The sequence below is a fragment of the Lentzea sp. NPDC051213 genome, from assembly GCF_044455585.1.
Lineage (GTDB): Bacteria > Actinomycetota > Actinomycetes > Mycobacteriales > Pseudonocardiaceae > Lentzea.
Genome location: NZ_JBITEX010000001.1, coordinates 917453 through 940514 on the forward strand (window position 1 = coordinate 917453; position 23062 = coordinate 940514).

The 23062-nt window shown below is 69.8% G+C and carries 19 protein-coding genes; 13 read left to right on the forward strand and 6 right to left on the reverse strand.

Annotated elements, in window-relative coordinates; genetic code table 11:
- Positions 1 to 17: 17 nt before the first annotated feature.
- Entirely contained in the window at positions 18 to 1412 is a 1395-nt protein-coding gene (locus tag ACIA8G_RS04065; protein ID WP_396416760.1) for a sensor histidine kinase, read from the reverse strand.
- Between the two features lie 107 nt (positions 1413 to 1519).
- On the opposite strand from ACIA8G_RS04065, the gene ACIA8G_RS04070 reads away from it, so the two are divergent.
- The 12 genes from ACIA8G_RS04070 (at position 1520) to ACIA8G_RS04125 (ending at position 15941) form a co-directional block, all read left to right on the forward strand.
- Positions 1520 to 2011, forward strand: coding sequence for a hypothetical protein (locus ACIA8G_RS04070; RefSeq protein WP_396416761.1), 492 nt, complete (start codon positions 1520 to 1522; stop codon positions 2009 to 2011).
- A 61-nt stretch (positions 2012 to 2072) separates the two neighbouring features.
- Positions 2073 to 2714 (forward strand): HD family hydrolase, encoded by a 642-nt coding sequence (locus tag ACIA8G_RS04075; protein WP_396416762.1) that lies wholly within the window; start codon positions 2073 to 2075, stop codon positions 2712 to 2714.
- Between the two features lie 324 nt (positions 2715 to 3038).
- Positions 3039 to 5264, forward strand: coding sequence for a nitrate- and nitrite sensing domain-containing protein (locus tag ACIA8G_RS04080; protein ID WP_396416763.1), 2226 nt, complete (start codon positions 3039 to 3041; stop codon positions 5262 to 5264).
- 49 nt (positions 5265 to 5313) lie between these two features.
- Positions 5314 to 5742, forward strand: coding sequence for a roadblock/LC7 domain-containing protein (locus ACIA8G_RS04085; RefSeq protein ID WP_396416764.1), 429 nt, complete (start codon positions 5314 to 5316; stop codon positions 5740 to 5742).
- Between the two features lie 62 nt (positions 5743 to 5804).
- Positions 5805 to 6113, forward strand: coding sequence for a DUF742 domain-containing protein (locus ACIA8G_RS04090; protein WP_396417312.1), 309 nt, complete (start codon positions 5805 to 5807; stop codon positions 6111 to 6113).
- On the forward strand, positions 6097 to 6690 hold the full coding sequence (locus ACIA8G_RS04095; RefSeq protein ID WP_396416765.1) for a GTP-binding protein: 594 nt from the start codon (positions 6097 to 6099) through the stop codon (positions 6688 to 6690). Before ACIA8G_RS04090 ends, ACIA8G_RS04095 begins: the two co-directional genes overlap by 17 nt.
- A gap of 79 nt (positions 6691 to 6769) precedes the next feature.
- A complete protein-coding gene (locus tag ACIA8G_RS04100) occupies positions 6770 to 7843 on the forward strand; it encodes a class I SAM-dependent methyltransferase (RefSeq protein ID WP_396416766.1) in 1074 nt (357 codons plus the stop codon).
- Complete coding sequence (locus ACIA8G_RS04105; RefSeq protein WP_396416767.1) at positions 7840 to 9948, forward strand: alpha/beta fold hydrolase; 2109 nt, start codon at positions 7840 to 7842, stop codon at positions 9946 to 9948. The genes ACIA8G_RS04100 and ACIA8G_RS04105 overlap by 4 nt, the downstream gene beginning before the upstream one ends.
- Before the next feature lie 67 nt (positions 9949 to 10015).
- On the forward strand, positions 10016 to 12100 hold the full coding sequence (locus tag ACIA8G_RS04110; protein WP_396416768.1) for a GH36-type glycosyl hydrolase domain-containing protein: 2085 nt from the start codon (positions 10016 to 10018) through the stop codon (positions 12098 to 12100).
- A gap of 135 nt (positions 12101 to 12235) precedes the next feature.
- Positions 12236 to 12652 carry a hypothetical protein gene (locus ACIA8G_RS04115; protein ID WP_396416769.1) on the forward strand — a complete coding sequence of 139 codons (417 nt, stop codon included), beginning with the start codon at positions 12236 to 12238 and terminating at the stop codon, positions 12650 to 12652.
- Between the two features lie 8 nt (positions 12653 to 12660).
- Positions 12661 to 14949 carry a penicillin acylase family protein gene (locus ACIA8G_RS04120; protein WP_396416770.1) on the forward strand — a complete coding sequence of 763 codons (2289 nt, stop codon included), beginning with the start codon at positions 12661 to 12663 and terminating at the stop codon, positions 14947 to 14949.
- A 38-nt stretch (positions 14950 to 14987) separates the two neighbouring features.
- Positions 14988 to 15941, forward strand: a complete 954-nt coding sequence (locus ACIA8G_RS04125) for a proline iminopeptidase-family hydrolase (RefSeq protein WP_396416771.1) — start codon at positions 14988 to 14990, stop codon at positions 15939 to 15941.
- 3 nt (positions 15942 to 15944) lie between these two features.
- On the opposite strand, the gene ACIA8G_RS04130 is transcribed toward ACIA8G_RS04125, so the two are convergent.
- The 3 genes from ACIA8G_RS04130 to ACIA8G_RS04140 all read right to left on the reverse strand — a co-directional run bounded on the left by ACIA8G_RS04130 (position 15945) and on the right by ACIA8G_RS04140 (position 19739).
- The gene (locus ACIA8G_RS04130; protein WP_396416772.1) at positions 15945 to 17156 is read right to left on the reverse strand and encodes a cytochrome P450; all 1212 of its coding nucleotides are present in this window, start codon (positions 17154 to 17156) and stop codon (positions 15945 to 15947) included.
- A gap of 112 nt (positions 17157 to 17268) precedes the next feature.
- Complete coding sequence (locus ACIA8G_RS04135; RefSeq protein WP_396416773.1) at positions 17269 to 17982, reverse strand: hypothetical protein; 714 nt, start codon at positions 17980 to 17982, stop codon at positions 17269 to 17271.
- Positions 17983 to 18101: 119 nt separating this feature from the next.
- Positions 18102 to 19739 carry a sensor histidine kinase gene (locus ACIA8G_RS04140; RefSeq protein WP_396416774.1) on the reverse strand — a complete coding sequence of 546 codons (1638 nt, stop codon included), beginning with the start codon at positions 19737 to 19739 and terminating at the stop codon, positions 18102 to 18104.
- 186 nt (positions 19740 to 19925) lie between these two features.
- Here ACIA8G_RS04140 and ACIA8G_RS04145 point away from each other — a divergent pair, with 186 nt between their 5' ends.
- Positions 19926 to 20519 carry a LuxR C-terminal-related transcriptional regulator gene (locus tag ACIA8G_RS04145; protein WP_396416775.1) on the forward strand — a complete coding sequence of 198 codons (594 nt, stop codon included), beginning with the start codon at positions 19926 to 19928 and terminating at the stop codon, positions 20517 to 20519.
- Here the strand turns inward: ACIA8G_RS04145 and ACIA8G_RS04150 are convergent.
- On the reverse strand, positions 20512 to 22161 hold the full coding sequence (locus ACIA8G_RS04150) for a sensor histidine kinase (protein WP_396416776.1): 1650 nt from the start codon (positions 22159 to 22161) through the stop codon (positions 20512 to 20514). The two genes, ACIA8G_RS04145 and ACIA8G_RS04150, sit on opposite strands and share 8 nt — an antisense overlap.
- Positions 22158 to 22853 (reverse strand): response regulator transcription factor, encoded by a 696-nt coding sequence (locus tag ACIA8G_RS04155; RefSeq protein ID WP_396416777.1) that lies wholly within the window; start codon positions 22851 to 22853, stop codon positions 22158 to 22160. The genes ACIA8G_RS04150 and ACIA8G_RS04155 overlap by 4 nt, the downstream gene beginning before the upstream one ends.
- Between the last annotated feature and the right edge of the window lie 209 nt (positions 22854 to 23062).

Here is a 23062-nt window from a genome sequence, read left to right on the forward strand (position 1 = left end):
CGGACGAGACTGGCGGCCTAGCCTGGGTCGGTCGTGTGCGTCCGCTGTGAACGAGCTGTGTGCAGCGAGACGGTGAACGTCGTGCGCCCCGTCTGGCTCGCCACGGACACCTCACCATCGTGCGCACCCACCACGGCGGCCACGATCGACAGGCCGAGGCCCGTGCTGCCGGCCGCCCGCGAGCGCGAGCCGTCCCCGCGCGCGAACCGCTCGAAGACCTCCAGACCAGCGGGGATGCCGGGGCCGTCGTCCGTGACGGTCAGGTCGACCCGTCCGTTGTGGACGGACAGCCCGGTGGTGACGGAGGTACCTGGCGGGGTGTGCGTGCGGGCGTTGGACAGCAGGTTGCCGATCACCTGGTGCAGCCGTTGCGCGTCTCCGGTGATCACCACGGGGTCTGCGGGCAACGCGATCCGCCAGCTGTGGCCGGCGCCCGCGATCCTGGCGTCACCGACCACGTCCAGGACCAGCCGGGACAGATCGACGGGCTCGCGTTCCAGCGGACGACCGGCATCGAGCCTGGCCAGCAGCAGCAAGTCCTCCACCAGGAACGTCATCCGGCGCGCCTCGGACTCCACGCGGCCCATCGCGTGGGCGATCTGCGGTGGCACGTCCTCGCCGGAGCGCCGGGTGAGCTCGGCGTACCCGCGGATCGCGGCGAGCGGCGTCCTCAGCTCGTGCGAGGCGTCCGCGACGAACTGCCGCACCCGCTTTTCGGTGTCGTGCCTGGCCTTCAGCGCGTCACCGACGTGCCCGAGCATCCGGTTCAGCGCCAGGCCGACCTTGCCGACCTCGGTGCGCGGATCGGTGTCCTCCTCCTGCACGCGTTCGGCGAGCGCTACTTCTCCTTCGTGCAGCGGAAGTTCGGACACGCGGGTCGCGGTCTCGACCACCCGGTCCAGCGGGACCAGCGCCCGCCGGACGATCACCCTGCCCACCACGGCCGCGGTGCCGGCACCGGCGACGATCAGGACCAGCAGCAACCAGATCATGTTCCACATGACGTCGTTCACCGGCGCCGTCGGCAGGCCCTTGATCCGCATCCGGTCGGTGACCACGCGGAACTCGCCGGCGTCCCCGAGGTCGACGGTCTGCAGGCCGCCCGGCAGGCTCTCCAGCGCGCTGATCTCGGCCGCGGTGAGCAGACGCGGCGAGTCGTCGCTCTGCAGCTCGATCGTGCCGGCGATCGATCCGTTGGGGAGGATCAGGGCGTTGATACCGCGGCCTGGTCCGGACGATCCGGGCGGCGGCTGCTTGAGCATGGTGACCTCGCGGTCGAGGTTGTCGTCGAGAACCTTGTGTAGTGCCAACGCACCGATCCCGCCGATCACCAGGCACAACGCGGTGAGCAGCGCGATCTGGCCGGAGATGAGCTTGGCGCGCAGCGTTCTAGGCAGAAGGCCTGAGGACATGGCTCGTATCGTGGCCGGTGTTCCTGTGCGCCAGCTGTGGGACGCTCACAGCTCGTGCCCACACAGCACACAGGCTGAGCACAGACAGCATCTGCACGGTGGCTGGCATGACCGAACAACAGCCCCCGGAGTGGGGCGCAGCCGAGCCTCAACCCGCGCCGCGCACGCCGTGGAACGCGAAGAAGACCATCGCCGCCGCGGCCATCGCGCTAGGCGTCACCGCCGCGGGCGGCGTCGCGATCTACGCAGCCAGCGGCACCAACCAGCAGACCACAGGGATGGGCGGTCCCGGCGGCATGGGCGGACCACCGGACGGTGGCGGCATGCGCATGAACGGCTCCGCTTTCGGCTCCCTCACGCACGGCGAGTTCCAGAGCGGTCAGGTCACGTCGATCAGCGACTCGTCGTTGGAGGTGAAGTCGACCGACGGCTACACGAAGACCTACGTGATCGACGCCGAGACCGTGATCGAAGGAGTCCAGCAGGGCGACACCGTCACCGTCACGGCCACCACCGAGGACGGCAAGACGGTGGCGTCGAGCGTCGTCGAACCCGGCCAGCGCGGCCAGGGCCAGCAGCAGGCGCCACCGACCAGGTAGCTCCACGGCTGAGGTCAGGTGCATGCCTGACCTCAGCCGAGCCGCCTGGTAGAACGTGACCATGGACGACCAGGCCCCGCTGATCGAACGGGTGGAACAGCCCGCGGGCACGCCACCACGGCTCGCCGCGCAGATCGCGTTCATCGTCGAGGTCGACCGGCTCAAGTCCGTGCTGCGGCGCAGCCCCCTGATCGCCGAGCAGCGCAGGGAGAACGACGCCGAGCACTCCTGGCACCTCGCGCTCATGGTCCCGGTGCTCGCTGAGCACGCCGACGAGCCGATCGACGTCGGGCACACGATCAAGCTGGTGCTGGTGCACGACCTTGTCGAGATCTACGCGGGGGACACGTTCCTCTACGACACCGTCGCGGAGAACGACCAGGAGGAACGCGAGCAGGCCGCCGCCGATCGGCTGTTCGCGATGTTGCCGGAGGGTCAGGCCGCCGAGTTCCGCGCGCTGTGGGACGAGTTCGAGGCCCGGCAGACCCCGGAAGCCCGCTTCGCGAAGGCGATGGACCGGCTCCAGCCGCTGTTGCTGAACTTCAACAACAAGGGCGGGACCTGGCAGACGCCCGGCGTCACCGACGAGGACGTGCGCGCCAGGAAGTCCGTGATCGGTGACGCGTCGGCTGAGCTGTGGACTTATGCAAAACAGCTGATCGATCTGGGGGCCGAACGCGGCTGGGTAGCGCGAGCGGAGTAGTCCGCGAATCGTGCTGAACAGCGTTTGCAGTTACTCGCTGTTCAGTCGCATCACAATCGGTGAGATTGTCGAACAGCTATGTGAGTCTTTCGATAGCGAATTCATCTGTGGACGCGCCGGTCTGTCGAGTGCGATGTAGCGCAGATCACTTTTTTGGCAAAACCGCAGGCGGGGACCCTGCTTCGAGCGCTCGTTCTTGATCAAGATGATCTTGCGATGATACCTTTCCGGCACCAATTCGGGCCGACGTGGAGCGCTGTGAAGCTGAAGAACGTGCCGGACACGAATTACAAGACGATTCGGTCTCGGCTCACTGGTGTCGTGGTGGTTCCCAGCATCGTGCTTCTGGTGATGTGGGCCCTGTTCTCGTCGTACACGGTGTTCGACGGTCTCTATCTTCGCCTGGTCGCCTCCGGCGTGAGAGACGCGTCGATTCCAGCTGTGAAGTCGTTCGCCGCGCTGCAGAAGGAGCGCGAGCTGAGCATGACGAGCCTGAGTCAGCCGGGATCGGGCACGGCGGCACTGCTGAAGCAGCGCCAGGCCACGGACGAGTCGCTGGCGACGATGAAGACGGCGTTCGGTGTGCTCGCCGCCCAGGCGCCCCCGGAGATCGTCAGCGGGATCAACTCGCTCAACGGGTTGCTCGACCAGCTTTCGCGCCACCGGGCGTTGCTCGAGTCGGGCGAGAAGGCCAGGGCCGAGATCTACAACTACTACAACAGCGTGCTGGACTCCGGTGCCGCGCTGTTCAACACGCAGGCCCGCATCGTGCCCGACGTCGAGACGGTGCAGGGCGCGCTGGCCGCGGTCCAGTACTTCCAGGCCGCGGACTCCATGTCACGGGCGGGTTCGGTCGCCGCCGGCGCGGTGGCGGCCGGGAAGTTCACGCCGGAGACGCACCGCGAGTTCGTCACCCTCGTCGGCGCGTACCGCTCCTCGCTCAACTCGATCGAGCCCTACGCCCTGCCGGACGTGCGCGAGCACTACAAGCGCCTCACCAGCGGTCAGGCGTGGCAGCAGCTGGCCGAACTCGAGAACCGCCTGGTGCAGAACGCGGAACGGCCCATCCGCGACACCGTCCGGCTGGCGGACTGGCAGCAGGCGGGCGACTCGGTGAACGCCGAGCTGATCGAGCTGGTCGACGAGCAGTCCACCGGCGCGGTGAACGTCGCGCTGGGCAACGGTGAGGACAAGCTGACCACCGTCCTCATCGGCAGCGTGGTCGCGCTGATCGCGGTGCTCATCGGCATCGCGGTCGCCGTGCGCATCTCCCGCCGCCTGGTGAACAAGGCGTTGATCACGCGACTGGCCAGGCTGCGCAGCGACTCGCTCCAGCTCGCGCACGAACGGCTGCCGGACATCGTCGGCCGGTTGCGCGAGGGCAAGCACGTCGACGTGGCAGCCGAGGTGCCCGCGCTGGACTACGGCAACGACGAGATCGGTCAGGTGGCCGACGCGTTCAACGCCGCGCAGTACACCGCGGTCGCCGCGGCGGTGAAGGAGAGCCAGGCCCGCGAAGGCGTGAACCGGGTCTTCCTCGACATCGCGCACCGCAACCAGGGGCTCGTGCACCGGCAGCTGAAGATCCTCGACAAGCTGCAGCACGAGGAGGAGAACCCCGACCAGCTCGACGCGTTCTTCCAGCTCGACCACCTCGCCACCAGGGCCAGGCGCAACGCCGAGAACCTGATCATCCTGGCGGGCGAGCAGCCGGGACGCCGGTGGCGCAAGCCGGTGCGGATGCTCGACGTGGTGCGCGCCGGTGTCGCGGAGACCGAGCAGTACGCGCGGGTGCTGGTGAAGCCGATGCCCGAGATGGCACTGGCCGGCGCCGCCGTCGCGGACACGATCCACCTGATCGCCGAGCTCGTCGACAACGCGACCTCGTTCTCCCCGCCGCGCTCGCAGGTCCAGGTGCACTGCAGCGAGGTGCCACAGGGCGTCGTCGTGGAGATCGAGGACCACGGCCTCGGCATCAAGCCGGAAGACCGCGAGCAGCACAACAAGATGCTGGCCTCACCGCCCGACTTCGAGGCGATGAGGTTGCGCGGCGAGTCGCGCCTCGGCCTGTTCGTCGTCGCCCGGCTCGCCGCCCGCCGCGGCATCCGGGTCGAACTGCGCGATTGTTCTTATGGCGGAACGATCGCGCTGGTCCTCATCCCATCGGATCTGATCGTCGGCGACGCGACCGCGATCGACGGCGCGGAGACCGCGCAGATGCACCAGAACTCGTTCCGCACGAATCACCAGCAGCAGAGCGGCTTCCCGAACCAGGAAGGCTTCGTGCTGGAGGCCAGGCCCGCCGACTCCTCGTTCCCGGCAAGGGATTCGATGAGCGGTGTCGTCGAGCAGGACGACCGGCCGCAACTGCCACGCCGGCGGCGCCAGGAACACCTCGCGCCGCAGCTGGCGAACGACGACTTCCATTCCGTGCACGACATGGCCGTGCACGACTCCGACCAGCAGGCCGAACGATCCCGCAGTGGACTGTCCGCCTTCCAGCAGGGCACCCACGACGCCCGCCGGGCACCTGATGCCCTGGAACCGTGACTCGTGGGCTGACGACTGGAACCGAAAGGGGCGATTTCCCATGGACAACATGACCAACCAGCCCAACGAGCTCAACTGGCTGCTGGACGACCTGGTCGGCCGCGTGACCGGTGCGCGGCACGCGGTGGTGCTCTCCGCGGACGGGCTGCTGCTCGCGCGATCCTCTGAACTGTCCAAAGACGACTCCGACCACCTCTCGGCGATGGCGTCGGCGTTCCAGAGCCTCGCTCGTGGCACGGGACGGCACTTCGGCGGCGGGCAGGTCCGGCAGACCATCGTCGAGATGGAGCACGCGCACCTCTTCGTCACCGCCGCCGGGCAGGGTGCGTGCCTCGCCGTGGTCGGTGAGGAGGAAGCCGACCTGGGCGTGATCGCCTACGAGATGAACATGCTGGTGAAGCGAGTCGGCGCCTACCTGTCGTCGGCGCCACGAGTGGCCACGGCGCCGGTGTTGCCCATCGCGCGTGGTTCGCTGTGACGCCCCACGCGGGGGACGCGTGGTACGACGAGGCGGCGGGCCCTCTGGTCCGTCCCTACGCGATGGTGAGCGGCCGCACCCGGCCGGCGAGGTTCGAACTGGACGTCGCGACGCAGGTGCGGTCGATCCGCACGTCGTCCGACACCGATTCGCTGTCGGTGGAGCACCTTGAGATCATGAAGCTGTGCCGCCGGGCGTTGTCGGTCGCGGAGGTCGCCGCGTATCTGGGCGCACCGCTGATCGTGGTGAAGGTGCTGCTGAGCGACCTGATCCAGCGCGGCGACGTCATCACCCGCGACCCGTCGCGGACGGTGGAAGTACCTGACCGAAACCTACTGCAGATGGTGCTCGAAGGTGTCCGTGGACTCTAAGCAACAGGGCGACGAGCTGCTCGTCCCCACGTCGGTCAAGATCGTGATCGCGGGCGGGTTCGGTGCCGGCAAGACCACGATGGTCGGCTCGGTCAGCGAGATCATCCCGCTGCGGACCGAGGAACTGCTCACCGAGGCCGGTGCCCAGGTCGACGACTTGGTCGGTATCGAGGCCAAGACCACGACGACGGTCGCGCTGGACTTCGGGCGCATCACGATCAACCCCCAGGTCGTCCTCTACCTGTTCGGCACGCCCGGCCAGGACCGCTTCTGGTTCATGTGGGACGAGCTGGCCTACGGTGCCATCGGCGCCGTCGTCCTGGTCGACACCCGCCGGCTCGACGGGAGCTTCGCGGCGATCGACTTCTTCGAACGCCGGAAGATCCCGTTCATCATCGCCGTGAACTGCTTCGACGGCAGCCACTCCTACACCGCGGACGAGGTCCGGCACGCGCTCGACGTCGGCCCGGCGGTGCCGCTGATGCTGTGCGACGCTCGTGACCGCGAATCGTGCAAGTCGGTGCTGGTCGGCGTGATCGAGCACGCGATGAAGCGACTCGACCCCGTGGGGGCCTGAGCGGCACTAGGTGGGGCACCTGATGCGGACGTTCGGGAGGCGCGCCTAGGTTCCGTTCCCTCGTAGGAGGGAAGAGCAGATGACCACGACAAGACCCGAGGTCGACACCGACAAGCTCATGCAGTTCGTGTTCCGCGCCGTCGACGAGGTGGGTGCGACGCTGAACGCCGCGCTCGTCGTCATGGGCGACAAGCTCGGCTACTACCGGATCATGGCGTCCGGTGACCCGATCAGCCCCACCGAGCTCGCCGATCGCAGCGGCACCGCGGAGCCCTACGCGCGGGAGTGGCTCAACGCCCAGGCCGCCGGTGGTTACGTCACCTACGACCCCGCCACCGGGCGGTACGTCCTCCCGATCGAGCACGCGGTGGCGCTGACGGTCGAGGACAGCCCCGCGTTCCTGCCGGGGATGTTCCAGATCGCGCTGGGCACGGTGCACGACGCCGGGCGGGTGCTGGACGCTGCCCGCAGCGGCTCCGGTGTCGGCTGGCACGAGCACAACTCCGACGTGCACCTCGGTTGTGAGCGGTTCTTCCGGCCGAACTACGAGGCGAACCTGATCGAGAGCTGGTTGCCGGCGCTCGACGGCGTGGCCGCGAAGCTCGGCGCCGGTGCCAAGGTCGCCGACGTCGGTTGCGGTCACGGCGCGTCGACGATCCTGATGGCGCGGGCGTTCCCGAACTCGACGTTCACCGGTTCCGACTACCACCCCGAGTCGATCGAGATCGCACGCGAACGGGCGGCCGCCGCCGGTGTGGGTGACCGCGTGACGTTCGAAGTGGCCTCCGCCAAGGACTTCAGCGGCACGGACTACGACCTGGTGACCATGTTCGACTGCCTGCACGACATGGGTGACCCGGTCGGGGCAGCGCGTCACGTGCGGGACGCGGTGGCGGCCGACGGCACGTGGATGATCGTCGAACCGATGTCGGGCGACCACGTGGAGGACAACCTCAACCCGGTCGGCCGCGCCTATTACGGCTTCTCCACCCTGCTGTGCACGCCGGCCTCCCTGTCGCAGGACGTCGGGCTCGCACTCGGCACCCAGGCCGGGCCCGCGCGCATCCGCGACGTGACGGTCGCCGGCGGGTTCACCCGGTTCGCCGGGGTGGCCCAGACGCCGTTCAACCAGGTCCTCGAAGTCCGGCCGTGAAAGCCGAGCCGCGCCCGGTCCGCGAGGCGGACCAGACCGGGTTCGCCGAGCGCGCCGGTGTGCGGCTCGCGTTCCGGGTCTACGACAATCCCGGCAGGCCGACGGTTCTGCTGATGCCGACCTGGTCGATCGTGCCGTCGACGTTCTGGAAGCCGCAGGTGCCCTACCTGGCGAGGCACTTCCGGGTGGTCACCTTCGACGGCCGTGGTTCCGGCGACTCGGACCGCCCGGTCGGCGGTGAGTCCTATGTGGACATCGAGTGCGCTGCCGACGCGATCGCGGTCATGGACGCCACGTCGACCGATCGCGCCGTGCTGGTCGCGTTGTCCCGCGGGGACGCCTGGTCGGTGCTCGTGGCCGCGCACCACCCGGATCGCGTCACCGGCATCGTGGCCATCGGCCCCGCCAGCGGATCGCTCATCGGCGAGGGCGTCCCGGAGAAGCTCGCCTGGGAGTCGGCCGAAGGCGGGGGGAAGTACAACCGGCGCCACTGGCTGGAGGGCGGGTACGACGACTTCGTCGACTGGTTCTTCGCCAGGATGTTCCCCGAACCGCACTCCACCAAGCAGATCGAGGACGCCGTGCGCTGGGCTCACCAGATCGAGCCCGCCACGCTGGTGGACACCACCGCCGGTCGCCTCGGTTCTGAGTCCATTGAGGACAGTTGCCGCGCGGTGCGGTGCCCGGTGCTGGTGATCCACGGAACCGACGACCGGATCCGCCCGCACGCGATCGGCGAACGGCTCGCCGAGCTGACCGGCGGGTCGCTGGTGCTGCTGGACGGCTCCGGGCACGGGGTGCACGCGCGGGACCCGGTGCGGATCAACCTGCTGATCAAGGAGTTCGTCGACCGGGTGCATCCCGTGGTGCGGAAGACCAGGGCGTCCAGGGCGATCACCCGGCCGCCGCGGGCGCTGTACCTGAGCTCACCGATCGGGCTCGGGCACGCCAGGCGCGACCTGGCCATCGCCTCCGAGCTGCGCAAGCTGCGCCCGGACCTGCAGATCGACTGGCTCGCACAGCACCCGGTCACCGAGGTGCTCGGCCCGGCGGGGGAGCGGATCCACCCGGCGTCCGCGTGGCTCGCCACCGAGTCGGCCCACGTCGAGGACGACGCGGGAGAGCACGACCTGCACGTGTTCGAGACGTTCCGCCGGCTGGACGCGCTGCTGGTGAACAACTTCATGGTGTTCAACGACGTCCTCGACGCCGAGCCGTACGACCTCGTCATCGGTGACGAGGCGTGGGAGGTCGACTACTTCCTGCACGAGAACCCGCGGTTGAAGCGGAGTGCCTTCGCCTGGCTGACCGACTTCGTCGGCTGGCTCCCGATGCCCGGCGGCGGCGCCCGCGAGGAGCGCCTGACCGCCGACTACAACCTGGAGATGATCGAGCAGCGAGCACGCCTGCGCCGCGTCCGCGACCGGTCGGTGTTCGTCGGCAACCCGGACGACGTGGTCCCGCTGCACTTCGGCGAGGGCCTGCCCGCCATCCGCGAGTGGACTGAGGAGAACTTCGACTTCTCCGGCTACGTCACCGGGTTCGACCCGCCGGACGACAGCGAGCGCGCGGCGTTGCGCCGGAAACTCGGCATCCGCCAGGACGAGAAGCTGTGCGTGGTCACGGTGGGCGGTTCCGGGGTGGGGGAGGCCCTGCTCCGCCGAGTGCTCGACGCGGTGCCCGCCGCACGCAGGCTGGTGCCAGGTCTGAGGGTCCTCGTCGTCACCGGACCACGCATCGATCCCGCTTCCCTTCCAAGACACGACGACGTGTCGATCCTCGGCTACCTGCCGGACCTGCACCGCGTGCTCGCCGCCTGCGATCTGGCAGTGGTGCAGGGCGGCCTGACCACCTGCATGGAGCTGACTGCTTCCAGGCGCCCGTTCATCTTCGTGCCGCTGCGCCACCACTTCGAGCAGAACTTCCACGTCCGGCACCGGCTCGAGCGGTACGGAGCAGGCCGGTGCATGACCTACGACGACGTCGTCGAGCCCGAAGTCCTGGCCACCGCCATGGCCGAGGAGATCGGGCGCGAGGTCGGCTACCGGCCGGTCGAGACCGACGGTGCGTCCCGCGCCGCCGCGTTGCTCGCCGACCTGCTCTGACGGCGGTACCCGAGCCCGTCGTTCTCCGATAGCCATCACTTCAGTCGAACTGGAGGAGGCGGCGGGCGTGTTCGGGGAATGGTCGACAGCCGAGGGACTTCCCGCGTTCGTCTACCGGGCCGGTCCGGTGACGTGGGATCCGATCATCGATCCGCCGAGTTCCCGGCACTGGTCGCACGTTGGCAACCGGCGGATCACCCTGGTGGCCGACAGCGACGGGCTGACCGGGCTCTGGGACGAGCACCTCGGGTGCCGGTGGATCGCCGAACGCACCGGCGTGAGCCGGCTTGGCGGGCTGTCGACCGACTCCGCGGCCACGAAGGTGTTCGGGCCGACGTTCTTCCGGGTCGCGGTGGCCGGTGAGGGTATTGAGGTCGAGCGGACGGTGCTGTGCCCGGAAGGGGAGGCGCCGTGGGTGCTGATCCGGGTCGACGTCGTGAACCGGGGCGATGTGGCGTTGCGGGGGGCGTTGACCGAGGAGTGGGAGGTACGGCCGCGCCTGGTGAATCTTGAGTTCGGTCCTTCGCGGGAGGAAGTCCCGGCGGACGCCCCTGTCGTCGTCCTGGAAGTGTTCGGCGGTGAGCGGGTGGCGACTACTGCGGGCCAGCTCAGGGTCGCGGTCCCGCTCGAGCTGCCGCCGGGCGATCGCACGAGGATCTGGTTCCGGTTCGGGCTTGAGGCCACGGTTTCCGAAGACCCCGCGGCGCTGTACGAGGGCAGCCTGGCCGGGCTCCGGGAACGGTTGCCATCCGCGCGGGCGGCGAGAGCGCCCGAGGCCGCCACCGAGATTCCCTGGCACGCCGCCCTGCTCACGGGAGGTGCCTGCGCAGACGGCGTGTTAGGTGGCCACACCCTCGACCAGGGGTCGGCCTACTCGTTCCGGCACGGTTTCAACGGCGCCGCAAGGGATCCACTGCAACACGCGCTGCCGCTGGTGTACCTGGAACCGGACCTGGCGCTGTCAGTGCTGCGCAACACCTGCGCGTGGGGGAGCCCGGACGGTGACCTGCCGTACGCGCTCGACGGCCAGAAACAGCCGTGGACCCAGCTGTTCCGGCCGTCCGACCAGAACCTGTGGGCGCTGTGGCTCGCCGCCGAGTACGCCGCGGCCACCGGTGATCTCGCCGCGTTCGCCGAGCCGGTGCCGTACCACCCGTGCCACGGCGCCGATCCGGTGCCGTTGGCCGAGAACCTCAGGCGGCAGTTCAGGTTCTTCGTCGACGAGGTCGGCGTCGGCGAGCACGGGCACGTGCGCATTCTCAACGCCGACTGGAACGACCTCGCCGTCAAAGAGTCCGGAGTGGACCGTGAGCTGATGATCGAGCGCGGTGAGTCCGTGCTCAACTCGGCGATGGCCGCGTGGGTGCTGCCGATGTACGCGGGTCTCGCCGAACGGCTCGGAGATCAGGCCACCGCGGCGCAGGCCCGGGAACGCGCGGCGGACCTGCGCGCTCGCGTCGCGGCCGAGTGGAACGGACGGTGGTTTCGCCGCGCCCACGCACCCGGCGCCGATCCCGTGGGCGAGAACGATCTGTGGCTGGAAGTGCAGCCGTGGGCGATCCTCTGCGGTGCGGCGACATCTGAACAGGCGCGGGCGCTGCTGGCCACGATCGACGAAACGTGCCGCGCCGGATCACCGCTCGGTGCGCGGATCAGGTGGCCCGGCGCGCCCGGACAGGTGTGGCCGTCGATCAACATGACGCTGGTCTGGGCGGCCGCCTGGCACGACCCGGACCTGGCGTGGGACGAGTGGCGGCGGATGACCCTGCACGCGCACACAGCCGCCTACCCCGGCACGTGGACGGGCACGTTGTCCGGCCCGGACTGCTACCTCGCGCCGGACAGCGACCGGCCGGGTGAGACCTGGGCACTGCCCGACCTCGGCGTGGCGATGCAGGCTTATCCCGTCGCCAACCTGCACAGCCATGCCCAACCGTTGCTCGGCTACCTGCGGTTGCTCGGCGTGGAACCCGCCGCCGGCGGACAGCTGCGCTGCGTGGGTGGTGGGCACTTCGAGAGCCGGACGCTCACCGTGCGAGCCGATGGCTCCGGCAGGCTGAAGTCCGCCGGGGCCGTCGAGGTGCTGGGCCCGGATGGCCTTCGCGTCCGCGGTACGGGCGAGCTCAGCTGGGACGGTGCGCGGTCGTCATGACGCACTTCGTTCTGCGGCCGGGGTGAGGGGAAGTCGTGCCGCGGTGCCGAGCACGGGTGAGCGCGCCGTCCGTCCTGAGTGGACCGACCGGCTGCTGAGCTCCTCAGGTCGGCGACGTCGCTGCGGAAGGCGAGCGTGAGTTCTTCGACCGACTCCGGTTGCCGCTCCGCCGGTACCGCGAGCGCGCTGAGGAAACGGAGCAGGACGGTCGCCGTGCCGACGGATCTGGCCGGCCCGGCGCCGGTGCTGATCCTGTCGGCTTTCTATTGGTCCGGCGTTGGACGGGCCGTGCAGAACATCAACATCGGTACGGTGTCCGCCATGATCGTCCCCGACGAACTGCGGTCCCGCGCCAGAGGTGCGTTTCAGGCGGTCAGCGCGGGTGCGCGCAGTGCCGGTGCGCTGCTTGGGGGCGTCGTCGGTACCGGGATCGGCCTGCGACCTGCGATCGGGGTGGCCGCGCTCGGCGGCAGCCTCGCGTGCCTGTGGGTGCTCCGGCCGGACCTGATCGAGCGGCGGCTCACCGGAGCCGGGCGGAGCAACGGAGGATGAGGCGGGACATGCGTGGTCTGCTGGCGATCGCGGCGGCTGCCGGACTGGTGGTGCTGTCACAGGTGCCCACCGCGGCGACGACGCAGGACGCGCGGTACTCGGCTGTCGTGCGGTGGACGGAGTTCGGGATTCCGCACGTCCTCGCTGCCGACTTCGGCGGACTCGGCTACGGCTATGGGCACGCTTTCGCGCGTGACAACCTGTGCTCGCTGGAGCAGAGCCTGCTCACCGTGTCCGGCGGGCGGTCGGCGGTGTTCGGACCGGACGCGGACGCCGGTGACGCGCTGTCGCCGATGCCCGTGAAGAACCTCGACAGCGACATCTACCACCGGGCGATCGCGGACGACCAGCGCATCACGCAACTCATCGCGCAGCCCGCGCCGCTGGGGCCGACGCAGGACGTCCGGCAGCTCGTGAGCGGGTACGTCGCCGGTGTGAACCGGTTCCTGCACGACACCGGTGTGGCGAACCTCAGCGATCCGGCGTGCCGGGCGAAGCCGTGGGTGCGCCCGATCACCGAGCTCGACGTGTACCGCCTCGCCTACGCGTTCGTCCAGTTCGGCGGCACGGGTGCGGTGAAGCCGTTGATCGCGAACGCGGCGCCAGGTACGACCGCGCCGCCGCCGGCACTGCCGGAATCCGCGAGCGCCGGGAGCAACGCGATCGCCGTGGGCAGTGCCGGCACCAAGGCGGGCAACGGTGTGCTGCTCGCCAACCCGCACTTCCCGTGGGCCGGCGACGCCCGGTTCTACCAGGTGCAGCTGACCATCCCCGGCAAGATGGACGTCAGCGGCGGGAGCCTCTACGGCTCGCCGCTGGTCGGCATGGGTCACACGCGCCACCTCGCCTGGTCGCACACCGTCTCGACGGCGCAGCGGTTCACGATGTTCCAGCTCTCGCTCACGCCGGGGGACCCGACCACCTACCTGGTCGACGGCAAGCCGGAAGCCATGACGCGCAAGGAGATCACGGTGCCCGTGGGCGGGCAGTCGACCGTGACCCGAGTGCTGTACTCGTCGCGGTACGGCCCGCTCGTCGCCTCGAACTGGACGGCGACGAGCGCGCTCGCGTTCAAGGGCGCCAACACCGGCAACGTCCGCGCGCTCAACGAATGGCTCGAGATGGGCCAGGCGAACAGCGTGGCCCAGCTGCGGTCGGCGCAGGAGCGGTACCAGGGTGTGCCGTTCCTGAACACGGTCGCGGTGGACTCGGCCGGCGTCGCCTACACCGCTGACGCGTCGGTCGTCCCGCACGTGACCGACGAGCACGCCGCCCGGTGCGTCAACTCACCGCTGGGGAAAGCCCTGTACCCGGCCCAGACCGTGCTCGACGGCTCGGCGTCGGCCTGCGCCTGGGGGAGCGATCCTGACGCGATCGAGCCGGGGATCTTCGGCCCGCGCGCGACTCCCTCGCTCACGCGCAGGGACTTCACCACGAACAGCAACGACAGCCTGTGGCTGACGAACCCGGCCGCGCCGCTGACCTACCCCCGCATCTACGGCGACGTCGCCACCGCGCGAACCCTGCGGACCCGTCTGGGCCTCGACCAGATCACCGGCCGCCTCCAGGGCACGGACGGGCTCGGCCCCGCGAAGTTCGATCTCAACAGCATGCAGCGGCTCTTTTACGGCGACCGCAACCACAGCGCTGAGCAGGCGCGGGACGCGGTCGTGGCGCTGTGCCGGACGGAGCCCTTGCCTGCCTCGGCCTGTGCGGCGCTCGCCGGCTGGGATCTGCGCGCCGACCCGGACAGCCGTGGTGCCGTGCTGTGGCGGGAGTTCTGGCTTCGCGCGGTGAAGACACCCGGCCTGTGGACGGTGCCGTTCGATCCCGCGCGTCCGGCCACCACACCGAACACCCTGAACACCGCCGGCGTCCGGCAGGCCCTCGTGGCATCGGTGCAGCGCATGACGGACCTCGGCCTGCCTTTCGATGCACCGCTGTCCGCCGCGCAACGGACGGAGATCGGCGGGACGCCGCTGCCCGTGCCGGGCTGCACGGGCGAGGAGGGCTGCTACAACGTCGTCGGGAGCCTGCCGACCGGCCCGTTGGGCGCGGACGGCCGCTTCCCGCCGGTGACGTTCGGGGCGAGTTTCGTGATGGCGACCGAACTGACCGCGACCGGCCCTCGCACCGCGACGCTGCTCACCTACTCGCAGTCCACCGACCCGACCTCGCCGCACCACAACGACCAGACGCGGCTGTTCGCCCGCAAGCAGTGGGTGTCCGAGCGCTACACGCCGGGCGAGATCAGCAGCTCGCGACAGCTGCGCGTCGACGTCATCACCGGTGGCTGACCGGTCGATCGCTCCATCCACGAGAGGGTTCTGTCACGATGATCAACCGTCGTAGTGTGCTGAAGGCGGTCGCCGGCTTGAGTCCCTTGCTCCTGCCCGCGACAGCGTCGGCCGGACCCGTGTTGCGGCCCGGTGAGCGGTTCGTCGACGTCCCCGGCGGCCGGGTCTGGACCAACGTCGTCGGTGGCGGCAGCCGGACCCCGTTGCTGGTGCTGCACGGCGGACCGGGTGCCGGGCACGACTACCTCGAGTCCCTGGGCGACCTGGCCGCCGACCGACCCGTGGTGTTCTTCGACCAGCTGGGCTGCGGCCGTTCGGACAAGCCCGACAACCCCTCGTTGTGGCGGGTCGACCGGTTCGTCACCGAGGTCGAGACGGTCCGGCGCGCTCTCGGCTTGCGGAACTTCCACCTGTACGGGCACTCGTGGGGCGGCTGGCTCGCGATCGAGTACCTGCTGCGCCACCCGCGTGCGGCGAGCGCCGTCGTGCTGGCCAGCACCTCGGCCGGCGCACCGCAGTTCGTCGCGGGCACCCGGCAGCTGCGCTCGCTGCTGCCGGCCGAGGTGCAGCGCGTCCTGGACTACTACGAGGCGCGGGGCGAGTACACGGCGCCGGAGTACCTGGAGGCGGTGGGAGTGTTCTACATGAACTACTTCTGCCGGTTGGACCCGTACCCGGAGGCGCTGTTGCGCAGTGCCGCCAACGTCGAGGGCAACCAGGTGTACGCCACGATGAACGGGCCCAACGAGTTCGTGATGACCGGGAACCTGAAGTCGTGGGACCGCACGGCGCAGGTGTGTCAGATCCGCAACCCGGTGCTGTTGACCCGCGGCCGCTACGACGAGTTCACTGTGGACTGCACGGACACGTTGCAGCAGCACCTTCCCCGCGCCGAGAGGGCCGAATTCCCCAACAGTGCGCACATGTCGATGTGGGAGGACCGGCAGGACTACATGCGCACGATCGCGTCGTTCCTGGCGAAGTGGGACTGACCGTCACCAGGTGACCGGCAGCCGGTGCAGGCCGTACACCATCCCGCCGTCCTTGAACGGCAACTCGTCGACAGCACAGGCGAGCGCGAGCCCGGGAACCCGGCGGAACAGCGTGTCGAACACGACCTGCAGTTCCAGCCGGGCCAGGCTGGAGCCGAGGCACTGGTGCGGCCCGTAGCCGAACGCGAGGTGGGTGAGCTTGCCGCGGCCGATGTCCAACGCGTCCGGGTCGTCGAAGACACGTGGATCGCGGTTGGCCGCATAGGTCAGCGGAAGCACGCCCTCCCCGGCCCGGATCAGCTGCCCGCCGAGGGTGACGTCCTCGACGCACAACCGCTGGATCGACAGGTCGCTGATCGTGAAGTACCGCAACAGTTCTTCGACGGCACCGGGCGTGCGGCTCGGATCGGCCGCCAGCGCGGCGAGCTGCTCCGGGTTGCGCAGCAGGGCGAGCGCGCCCAGCGAGATCATGTTCGCGGTCGTCCCGTATCCCGCGAAGAGCAGCAGAACAGCAAGCGCGGCAAGTGCTTCCCGCCGATAGGTTCCCTCGTCCCGCAGCCGGATGATCTGCCGCCCGAGCAGATCATCCGGTGGGTTCGCCTCCTTGTCCGCGATGAGACCGCTCAGGTACGCGCAGACCGCCTCGTTCGCCGCGCGCCGTTCCTCCAGCGGAGTGGACATCCGGGCGAGTTTCCCGGGGTCCGCCTGGAAGACGTCGCGGTCGGCGTACGGGACCCCGAGAATCTCGCAGATCACCAGTGACGCCACCGGAACCGACACCGTCTCGACGAGGTCGCCGGGCCGTGGCCCGGCGAGCAGCGCGTCGATCCGGGCGTCCACGATCTCCTGGATCGACGGCCGCAACGCCTCCATCCGGCGGAAGCCGAACTCGCTCAGCACCGACCTGCGTGCCTGCCCGTGCTCGGCCCCGTCCATCGAGACCATCGACGGCTCCGCGTCCTCCTCCGGCAGCACCTGGCCTCCCGGCATCAGGTGCGGGAACCCCGGCTGCCGCCGGTCGGCGCTGAACCGCGGATCGCTGAGCACCACCCGCACGTCCTCGTGCCGGCTCACCACCCACGCCTGCCCGCCGCCCGGCAACCGCACCGGGGCGATCGGACGTTGCTCCCTGATCTCGGCGTAGGAGGCGGGCGGCGCGAACGGGCACGTGCGGGCCATGGGGAACTCGTGGACCTGTTCGCCGGCGGTCGTCATGGTTGCTCCCTGCTCGCCTGGTCACGACGTGTCCGCGACACAGCACGCCTTGCACCTCGAAGACTCAGCAGCAGTCGCTGAACCCGCTGGTGCCCAGTCGCTCAGGGGTGTGTCAGTGGCGGAATCCCGGCCGCACCACCACGTCCACGAGCTGCTGCTCGCTGAGCGGAACGCTGTCCCGCGTAGTCACACTGCCGGTGGCCGCATCGACCTCGGCCCGCACGTTGGCCGTCACGACCGTGCCGTCGGCGAGCTTCGCCTGGGCGGCCAGCAACGTGACCTTGCCGTTCGCGCTGACGCCGCGCGTCACCAGGACCTCGGTTCCGTCAGCAGCACGCACGGTCGAGTCGGAGGACGTGGCTCCGTCCCCGTGGGGCACCGGAGTTCCCATGACGCAGTTGTTCGCCGGCGTGCACTCGATCGGCTTGGTGGCGGACCGCACGTACACCGACAGCGTGGCCCGTCCCGCGCCGTCGGCGAGGACGGTGGTCGCCTTGTAGCCCTCGGCGCTGTTCTCTCCGATGGGGTAGAACTCCAGCGGTCCCGCCTGCCGCCCTTCCTTGCCGGTCATCACGGCGGGTGTGAGCTGGTAGGCGGCGAGAACGTCCTTCACCTTGGCGAGCTGCTGGGTGAGCTCGGCGGCGTGCCCGACTGTCGCGGGCACGGGCGGTACGTCGGCGGGCACCGGGGTGGAGCTCGACGTGACGGTCCGCGGGCTCGCGTTCGAGGCCGGGTCGTCCGCCGAGAACGCCGGGCCGGCGAGCAGTGCGGCTCCGGTGAGCACGAGTGCGGCTCCGGCCGACGACAGCGTTGCCGTCCTGTTCATCGTTGTCCTCTCGATTCCGTGAAATGGGGCTTGATCGCATGCTGCCCAATTTCGTGGCGATCGGAGTGAAGGTGCGATGAAGGGGCGATCGGCTATACGAGAAGAATGCGCCGAGGCGATCAGGAGGGCTGTTCGAGCGGCAGCTTCACGGTGAACGTGGTGCCGGCGCCGACGGTGCTGGCGACCGTGATGGTGCCGTGGTGCGCGGCGATGATCTCGCGTGCGATGGCGAGCCCGAGGCCGCGCCCGCCGGTGTGCCGGCCGCGAGCGCCGTCGGCGCGCCAGAACCGGTCGAAGACGTGCTCCAGGTCGTCGCCCGCGATGCCGCAGCCGGTGTCGGAGACCTCGATGACGGCGCCGCCTGCCGTGTAGGCACGCAGGGTGATCACGCCACCGGCCGGGGTGGCGCGCAGGGCGTTCGTCATCAGGTTGGTGATCACCTGCCTGAGGCGGTCGGCGTCGACTACGGCGGGCACCGGGGCCGGGGCGTCGAGTTCCAGGCTGACCTCGCGCTCGGCGGCCGCGGAGCTGTGGGCGGTGCGGACGGCCCGCAGGAGGTCGGTGAGGTCGGCGACGTCGTGGTGGTAGACCAGGTCGCCCGCCTCGGCCAGCGCGAGGTCCTGCAGGTCGTTGATCAGGCGTTCCTGCAGCACCGCCTCCTCGCACAGCGAGCGGAACAGCTCCTGGTCCGGCGGGAACACACCGTCCTGCAGCGCTTCCAGGTAGCCGCGGATGGTGGTGGTCGGGGTGCGCAGCTCGTGGGTGATGTCCGCGATGAGGTTGTGCTGCTGCTCCTTGCTGCGCTGCAACGACTCCGCCATGCGGTTGAACGTGCGGCTGAGGTCGGTCAGCTCGTCGCGGCCCCGCTCCGGCACGCGACCGGAGAGATCGCCGCGGCCGAGTTGCTGTGACGCGGTGGCGAGTGCGCGGATGGGACGCAGCACCCGGCGGCTGATCAGCAGCGACGCCGCCACGACGATGAGCGCGACCACCCCGGCGGCGATCAGTGCGGGTGTCAGCTCCACTCCCGCGGGTGGCGCGGGCTCCGCGGCGATGCCGACGAGCAGGACGGCCGGAGGTGGCGTGAGGGCGATGAACCGCTGGGTGAAGGCGTTCTGCACGCAGCCGCTGTCCGTCGCGGTGGCGCAGAGCTGCGCGATCCCGTTGACCTCGTCGGCCAGGACTCGGCCGTCCAACGCCTCTGCGACGCAGGTGTCCGCGGGCTGCGGGGTGGGGGACAACAGCCGGATGCCGAGGGGTGTGGTGGTGACGTTCAGCGTGGCGCCGCGGCTCTGCCAGCAGCCCGCGAGCCGCAGGTTGTCGCGGTAGGCCCACAGCGCCTCGACCGCCGCGCCGGGGTACTGGCTCTGGGGGATGCCCTCGAGCCGCAGGGCCGGGCGGGTCTCGATCACCGCGGTCTGCTGGGCCGGGACGTCACCAGCGGTGGGCTCGCTGTCCCCGAGCGTCCGGTCGGCCGACTGGAGACGGATCCGCTGGCCGGTCTCGGCCGCCAGCTCCTGGACGAGGCCGGCCGTGTCGTCCCAGTTCCGGTGCACCATGCCGTGCACGGTGACCTTCTGCGTGACCCGATCGAGGTCCTCTGAGGTCAGCAACGGGGCGGTGGGGCTGGTGGCCGCGCTGGTCGCCAGCACCACGATGAGGAACGCGGTCGCGACCGCCGTGGTCGCCGCGACCGCGACCACGAGCAGGAACACCCTGGCGCGAAAGCCGACCAGGGGCGAGGCACGTCGCTGCACCGCGCGCATCTTGCCGCATCGCCGACCGATTCTCGAATCGACGGCCGGTTTCGGTTCCACGGGTTTCGCACGGCTTCTTCGTCGTTCCTTCACAGGCCTGCTTCTAGCTTCAGCGTGAAATTCCGGAACAAGGGATCAGCGGTGGTGAGTCCGATCGGGGAAAACGCTTCAGCGGCACTTCACGTCGTGTTGCACGCAGCGGATCCGCTCACCTACGCCGGCCTGACCAGCCTGCTTGGCGCCCTCGACGGCATCGAGATCGTGCAGGAGGACGCCGACGTGCGGGTGGTCGTGGCCGACGCGGTGACCCCGGACCTGCTGTCCCTGCTGCGCCGCGCCGCGGTGACCAAGCGGGTGCCGGTGGTCCTGGTGGTGCAGCGGCTGCACGAGGCTCAGCTGCTGGCCGCCATCGAGTCCAGCGTGGTCGCGGTCCTGCCGAGGGCGGTCGCGACGGTCGACGTCCTGCTGGACACGATCCGCACGGCCGCCGCTGGTGGCGGCGTGCTGCCCGCGGCGATGCTCGGCGAGGTGCTGCTGCACGTGGAGCGCCTCCAGTACGACCAGCCCGCCCGCAAGGCGATGAACGCGGCCGGGATGAGCACCCGCGAGGTGGACGTCCTGCGCCTGATAGCAGACGGGCGGGGGACGGCGGAGGTCGCGGCCGAGCTCTGCTACTCCGAGCGCACGGTGAAGAACGTGATCACGGTTCTCCTGCAGCGGCTGAAGCTCCGCAACCGGCCGCACGCGGTGGCGTACGCACTGCGCGCCGGCGTCATCTGACAACGGCACGCGCGGCGTCGTCCGAAGTGGACTGATCCAGGGGCAGGCGTACGGTGAACACCGTGCCGGTCCCCGGGGTGCTGGTCACGCTGATCGTGCCCCGGTGGGCGGCGATGATCTCGCGCGCGATCGCCAGGCCGAGACCCCGGCCCCCGGTTTCCCGGCCACGTGCGGTGTCGGCGCGCCAGAACCGGTCGAAGACGTGCGGCAGGTCGTCTGCCGCGATGCCGCTGCCGGTGTCGGCCACCTCGATCACCGCGAACCCGCGCTCCGCGCGCAGGCTCAGCGTGATCCGGCCGCCCACCGGGGTGGCACGCAGCGCGTTGGTGACGAGGTTGCCGAGCACCTGCCGGATCCGTTCGGGGTCGATGACCGCGACGACCGTGCTGGGAGCGCTCACATCGATCACGACCTCGCGCACGGCCGCCGAGGACGCGTGCGCGGTGCGGCAGGCCTGCAGGAGTTCGGTCAGATCGGTGCGGCTCGGGTGGTAGACGAGCGAGCCCGACTCGGCGAGCGCGAGCTCCTGCAGGTCGTCGAGGAGGCGTTGCTGCAGCATGGCCTCCTCGTACAGGGACGCGAGGGACTCCGGATCGGGCGGGAACACGCCGTCCTTGAACGCCTCCAGGTAACCGCGGATGTTCGCGAGTGGTGTGCGCAGTTCGTGGGCGATGTCGGCGATCATGTTGTGCTGCTGGTCCTTGCTGCGCTGCAAGGACTCCGCCATGCGGTTGAACGACCGGGTGAGCTGGGTGAGCTCGTCGCGGCCCCGTTCCGGCACGCGTTCGGTCAGATCGCCTTCGCCGAGCCGGCGGGACGCCGACGCGAGTGCGCCGATGGGCCGCAGCACCCGCCGGCTGATCAGCAACGAGACCGCCATGACGATCAACGCGACGAACGCGGCGGCGGCCAGCGCGGGCCTGAGCGGGATCTCGGCGGGTTTCGGCTGGTCGAGCGCTCCGATCAGGACGAGTACGGGCGGCGGCGTGATCGTGGAGACCTGCTCGACGTACGCGTCGCGCAGGCACGCGATCTCTTGATCGGGTCCACACGCGGTGGCGAACACTTCTTCGAAGTCCGTGGGCGTGATCAACGCCTCCGTCGTGCACGCCTCCCCGGTGCTCACCTGCGGTGGCTGGACGAAGTCGTAGGAGCCATCGGGGTCTGGCACCGCCACGACCTCGAACCCGTGCCGCTGCCAGCACCTCGCGTAGTCCAAAATGGACCTGTAGCGGCTCAGTGCGTAGGCAGCGGCGAGTGAGCGGTTCTCGGGATGAAAGCCGGTGAGCGGGGGAGCCCGGTGCGTGTCGATCGTGACGGTCTGATGGGGCGGTGTGGCGCTGGCTGACGGGTCGCTGTCCGCGAGCTGCTCGCCGTCGGTCGTCATCAGCCGCACGCGCTCGCCGATGCGTGCCGCCTGCTCACGGACCAATGTGTCCGCGTTGTGCCAGCTTCCCTGCAACAACCCGAAGGTGGTGATCTCGGAGACGACGCGGTCGACGTCCTTGTGCGCGATCGTGCTCGCCCGCGTGAGCTGCTGGGAGGCCTGCCAGACGGTCAGCCACGCCGTGGCGCCCGCCGCCACCGCGGCGACCACGATCACGAGCAGGAACACCCGTGCGCGAAAGCTCGTCCTGGTCACGTTCCGGGCTCGGGCTCGGCGAACCGGTAGCCGCGACCGGGCACGGTGAGCACGTAGCCCGGCCGGGCGGGATCCGGTTCGATCTTGCGCCGCAGGTTCATGATGTGCGCGTCGACCGTGCGTTCCTGCACGTGGTTGTCGAAGCCGAACACCTGCTCGATCAGCTGCGCCCTGGTGAACACCCGGCCCGGTGCCGCCGCGAGCACCCTGAGCAGGTCGAACTCCTTGACGGTCAGCGCGACCTGCTGCCCGGCGATACGCGCTTCGTACCGGACGGTGTCGATCTCGACGTCGAGCACGCGGATGGGGCCGGACGGCGTGTGGCTCGTCCCCGCCCGCCGCAGCAGCACGCGAACCCTGGCTGTCAGCTCCCGCGGGCTGTAGGGCTTGGTGACGTAGTCGTCGGCACCGAGGTCGAGGCCGAGCAGGAGATCCGCCTCGGTGGACCGCGCCGTGAGCAGCAGGATCGGCACGGACGACTCCGCGCGCAGCACGCGGCACACGTCGAGGCCGTCGACCTCGGGCATCATCACGTCCAGCACGATGAGGTCGGGCCGGCGCGCCCGCGCGAGTTCCAGCGCCGCGCGACCGTTGTCGGTCGCCAGCACGCTGTGTCCCTCACGTTCCAGATACGCCTGGAGCAGTTTGGACTGCTTCGGGTCGTCCTCGGCCACCAGGATGCGCGCTGTCACGGCACGGATTGTGCCTGACCACCGGGCCGTGAGCTGTGAAGGAACGATGAAGTTGCCTTTGAATCCCGGCTAGGCCGTCGATCCTGAGTGGACATCACTCGGACGTGTGGCCGGTTCGTCTCCGGGCTCGTCCGGCCACTTGCTGGTGGTGGCCGTGGTCAGCGTCTCGGAGGGATTGGCCGTGTCGACCAGTCTCGCCTTCGGTGTGC

What these genes read in the sequence shown, in the direction of transcription:
- ACIA8G_RS04125 (WP_396416771.1), top strand. Translation starts at nt 14,988, where the DNA reads ATGATCAACCGTCGTAGTGTGCTGAAGGCGGTCGCCGGCTTGAGTCCC.
- ACIA8G_RS04075 (WP_396416762.1), top strand. Translation starts at nt 2,073, where the DNA reads ATGGACGACCAGGCCCCGCTGATCGAACGGGTGGAACAGCCCGCGGGC.
- ACIA8G_RS04065 (WP_396416760.1), bottom strand. Translation starts at nt 1,412, where the DNA reads ATGTCCTCAGGCCTTCTGCCTAGAACGCTGCGCGCCAAGCTCATCTCC.
- ACIA8G_RS04130 (WP_396416772.1), bottom strand. Translation starts at nt 17,156, where the DNA reads ATGACGACCGCCGGCGAACAGGTCCACGAGTTCCCCATGGCCCGCACG.
- ACIA8G_RS04120 (WP_396416770.1), top strand. Translation starts at nt 12,661, where the DNA reads ATGCGTGGTCTGCTGGCGATCGCGGCGGCTGCCGGACTGGTGGTGCTG.
- ACIA8G_RS04070 (WP_396416761.1), top strand. Translation starts at nt 1,520, where the DNA reads ATGACCGAACAACAGCCCCCGGAGTGGGGCGCAGCCGAGCCTCAACCC.
- ACIA8G_RS04085 (WP_396416764.1), top strand. Translation starts at nt 5,314, where the DNA reads ATGACCAACCAGCCCAACGAGCTCAACTGGCTGCTGGACGACCTGGTC.
- ACIA8G_RS04135 (WP_396416773.1), bottom strand. Translation starts at nt 17,982, where the DNA reads ATGAACAGGACGGCAACGCTGTCGTCGGCCGGAGCCGCACTCGTGCTC.
- ACIA8G_RS04090 (WP_396417312.1), top strand. Translation starts at nt 5,805, where the DNA reads ATGGTGAGCGGCCGCACCCGGCCGGCGAGGTTCGAACTGGACGTCGCG.
- ACIA8G_RS04100 (WP_396416766.1), top strand. Translation starts at nt 6,770, where the DNA reads ATGACCACGACAAGACCCGAGGTCGACACCGACAAGCTCATGCAGTTC.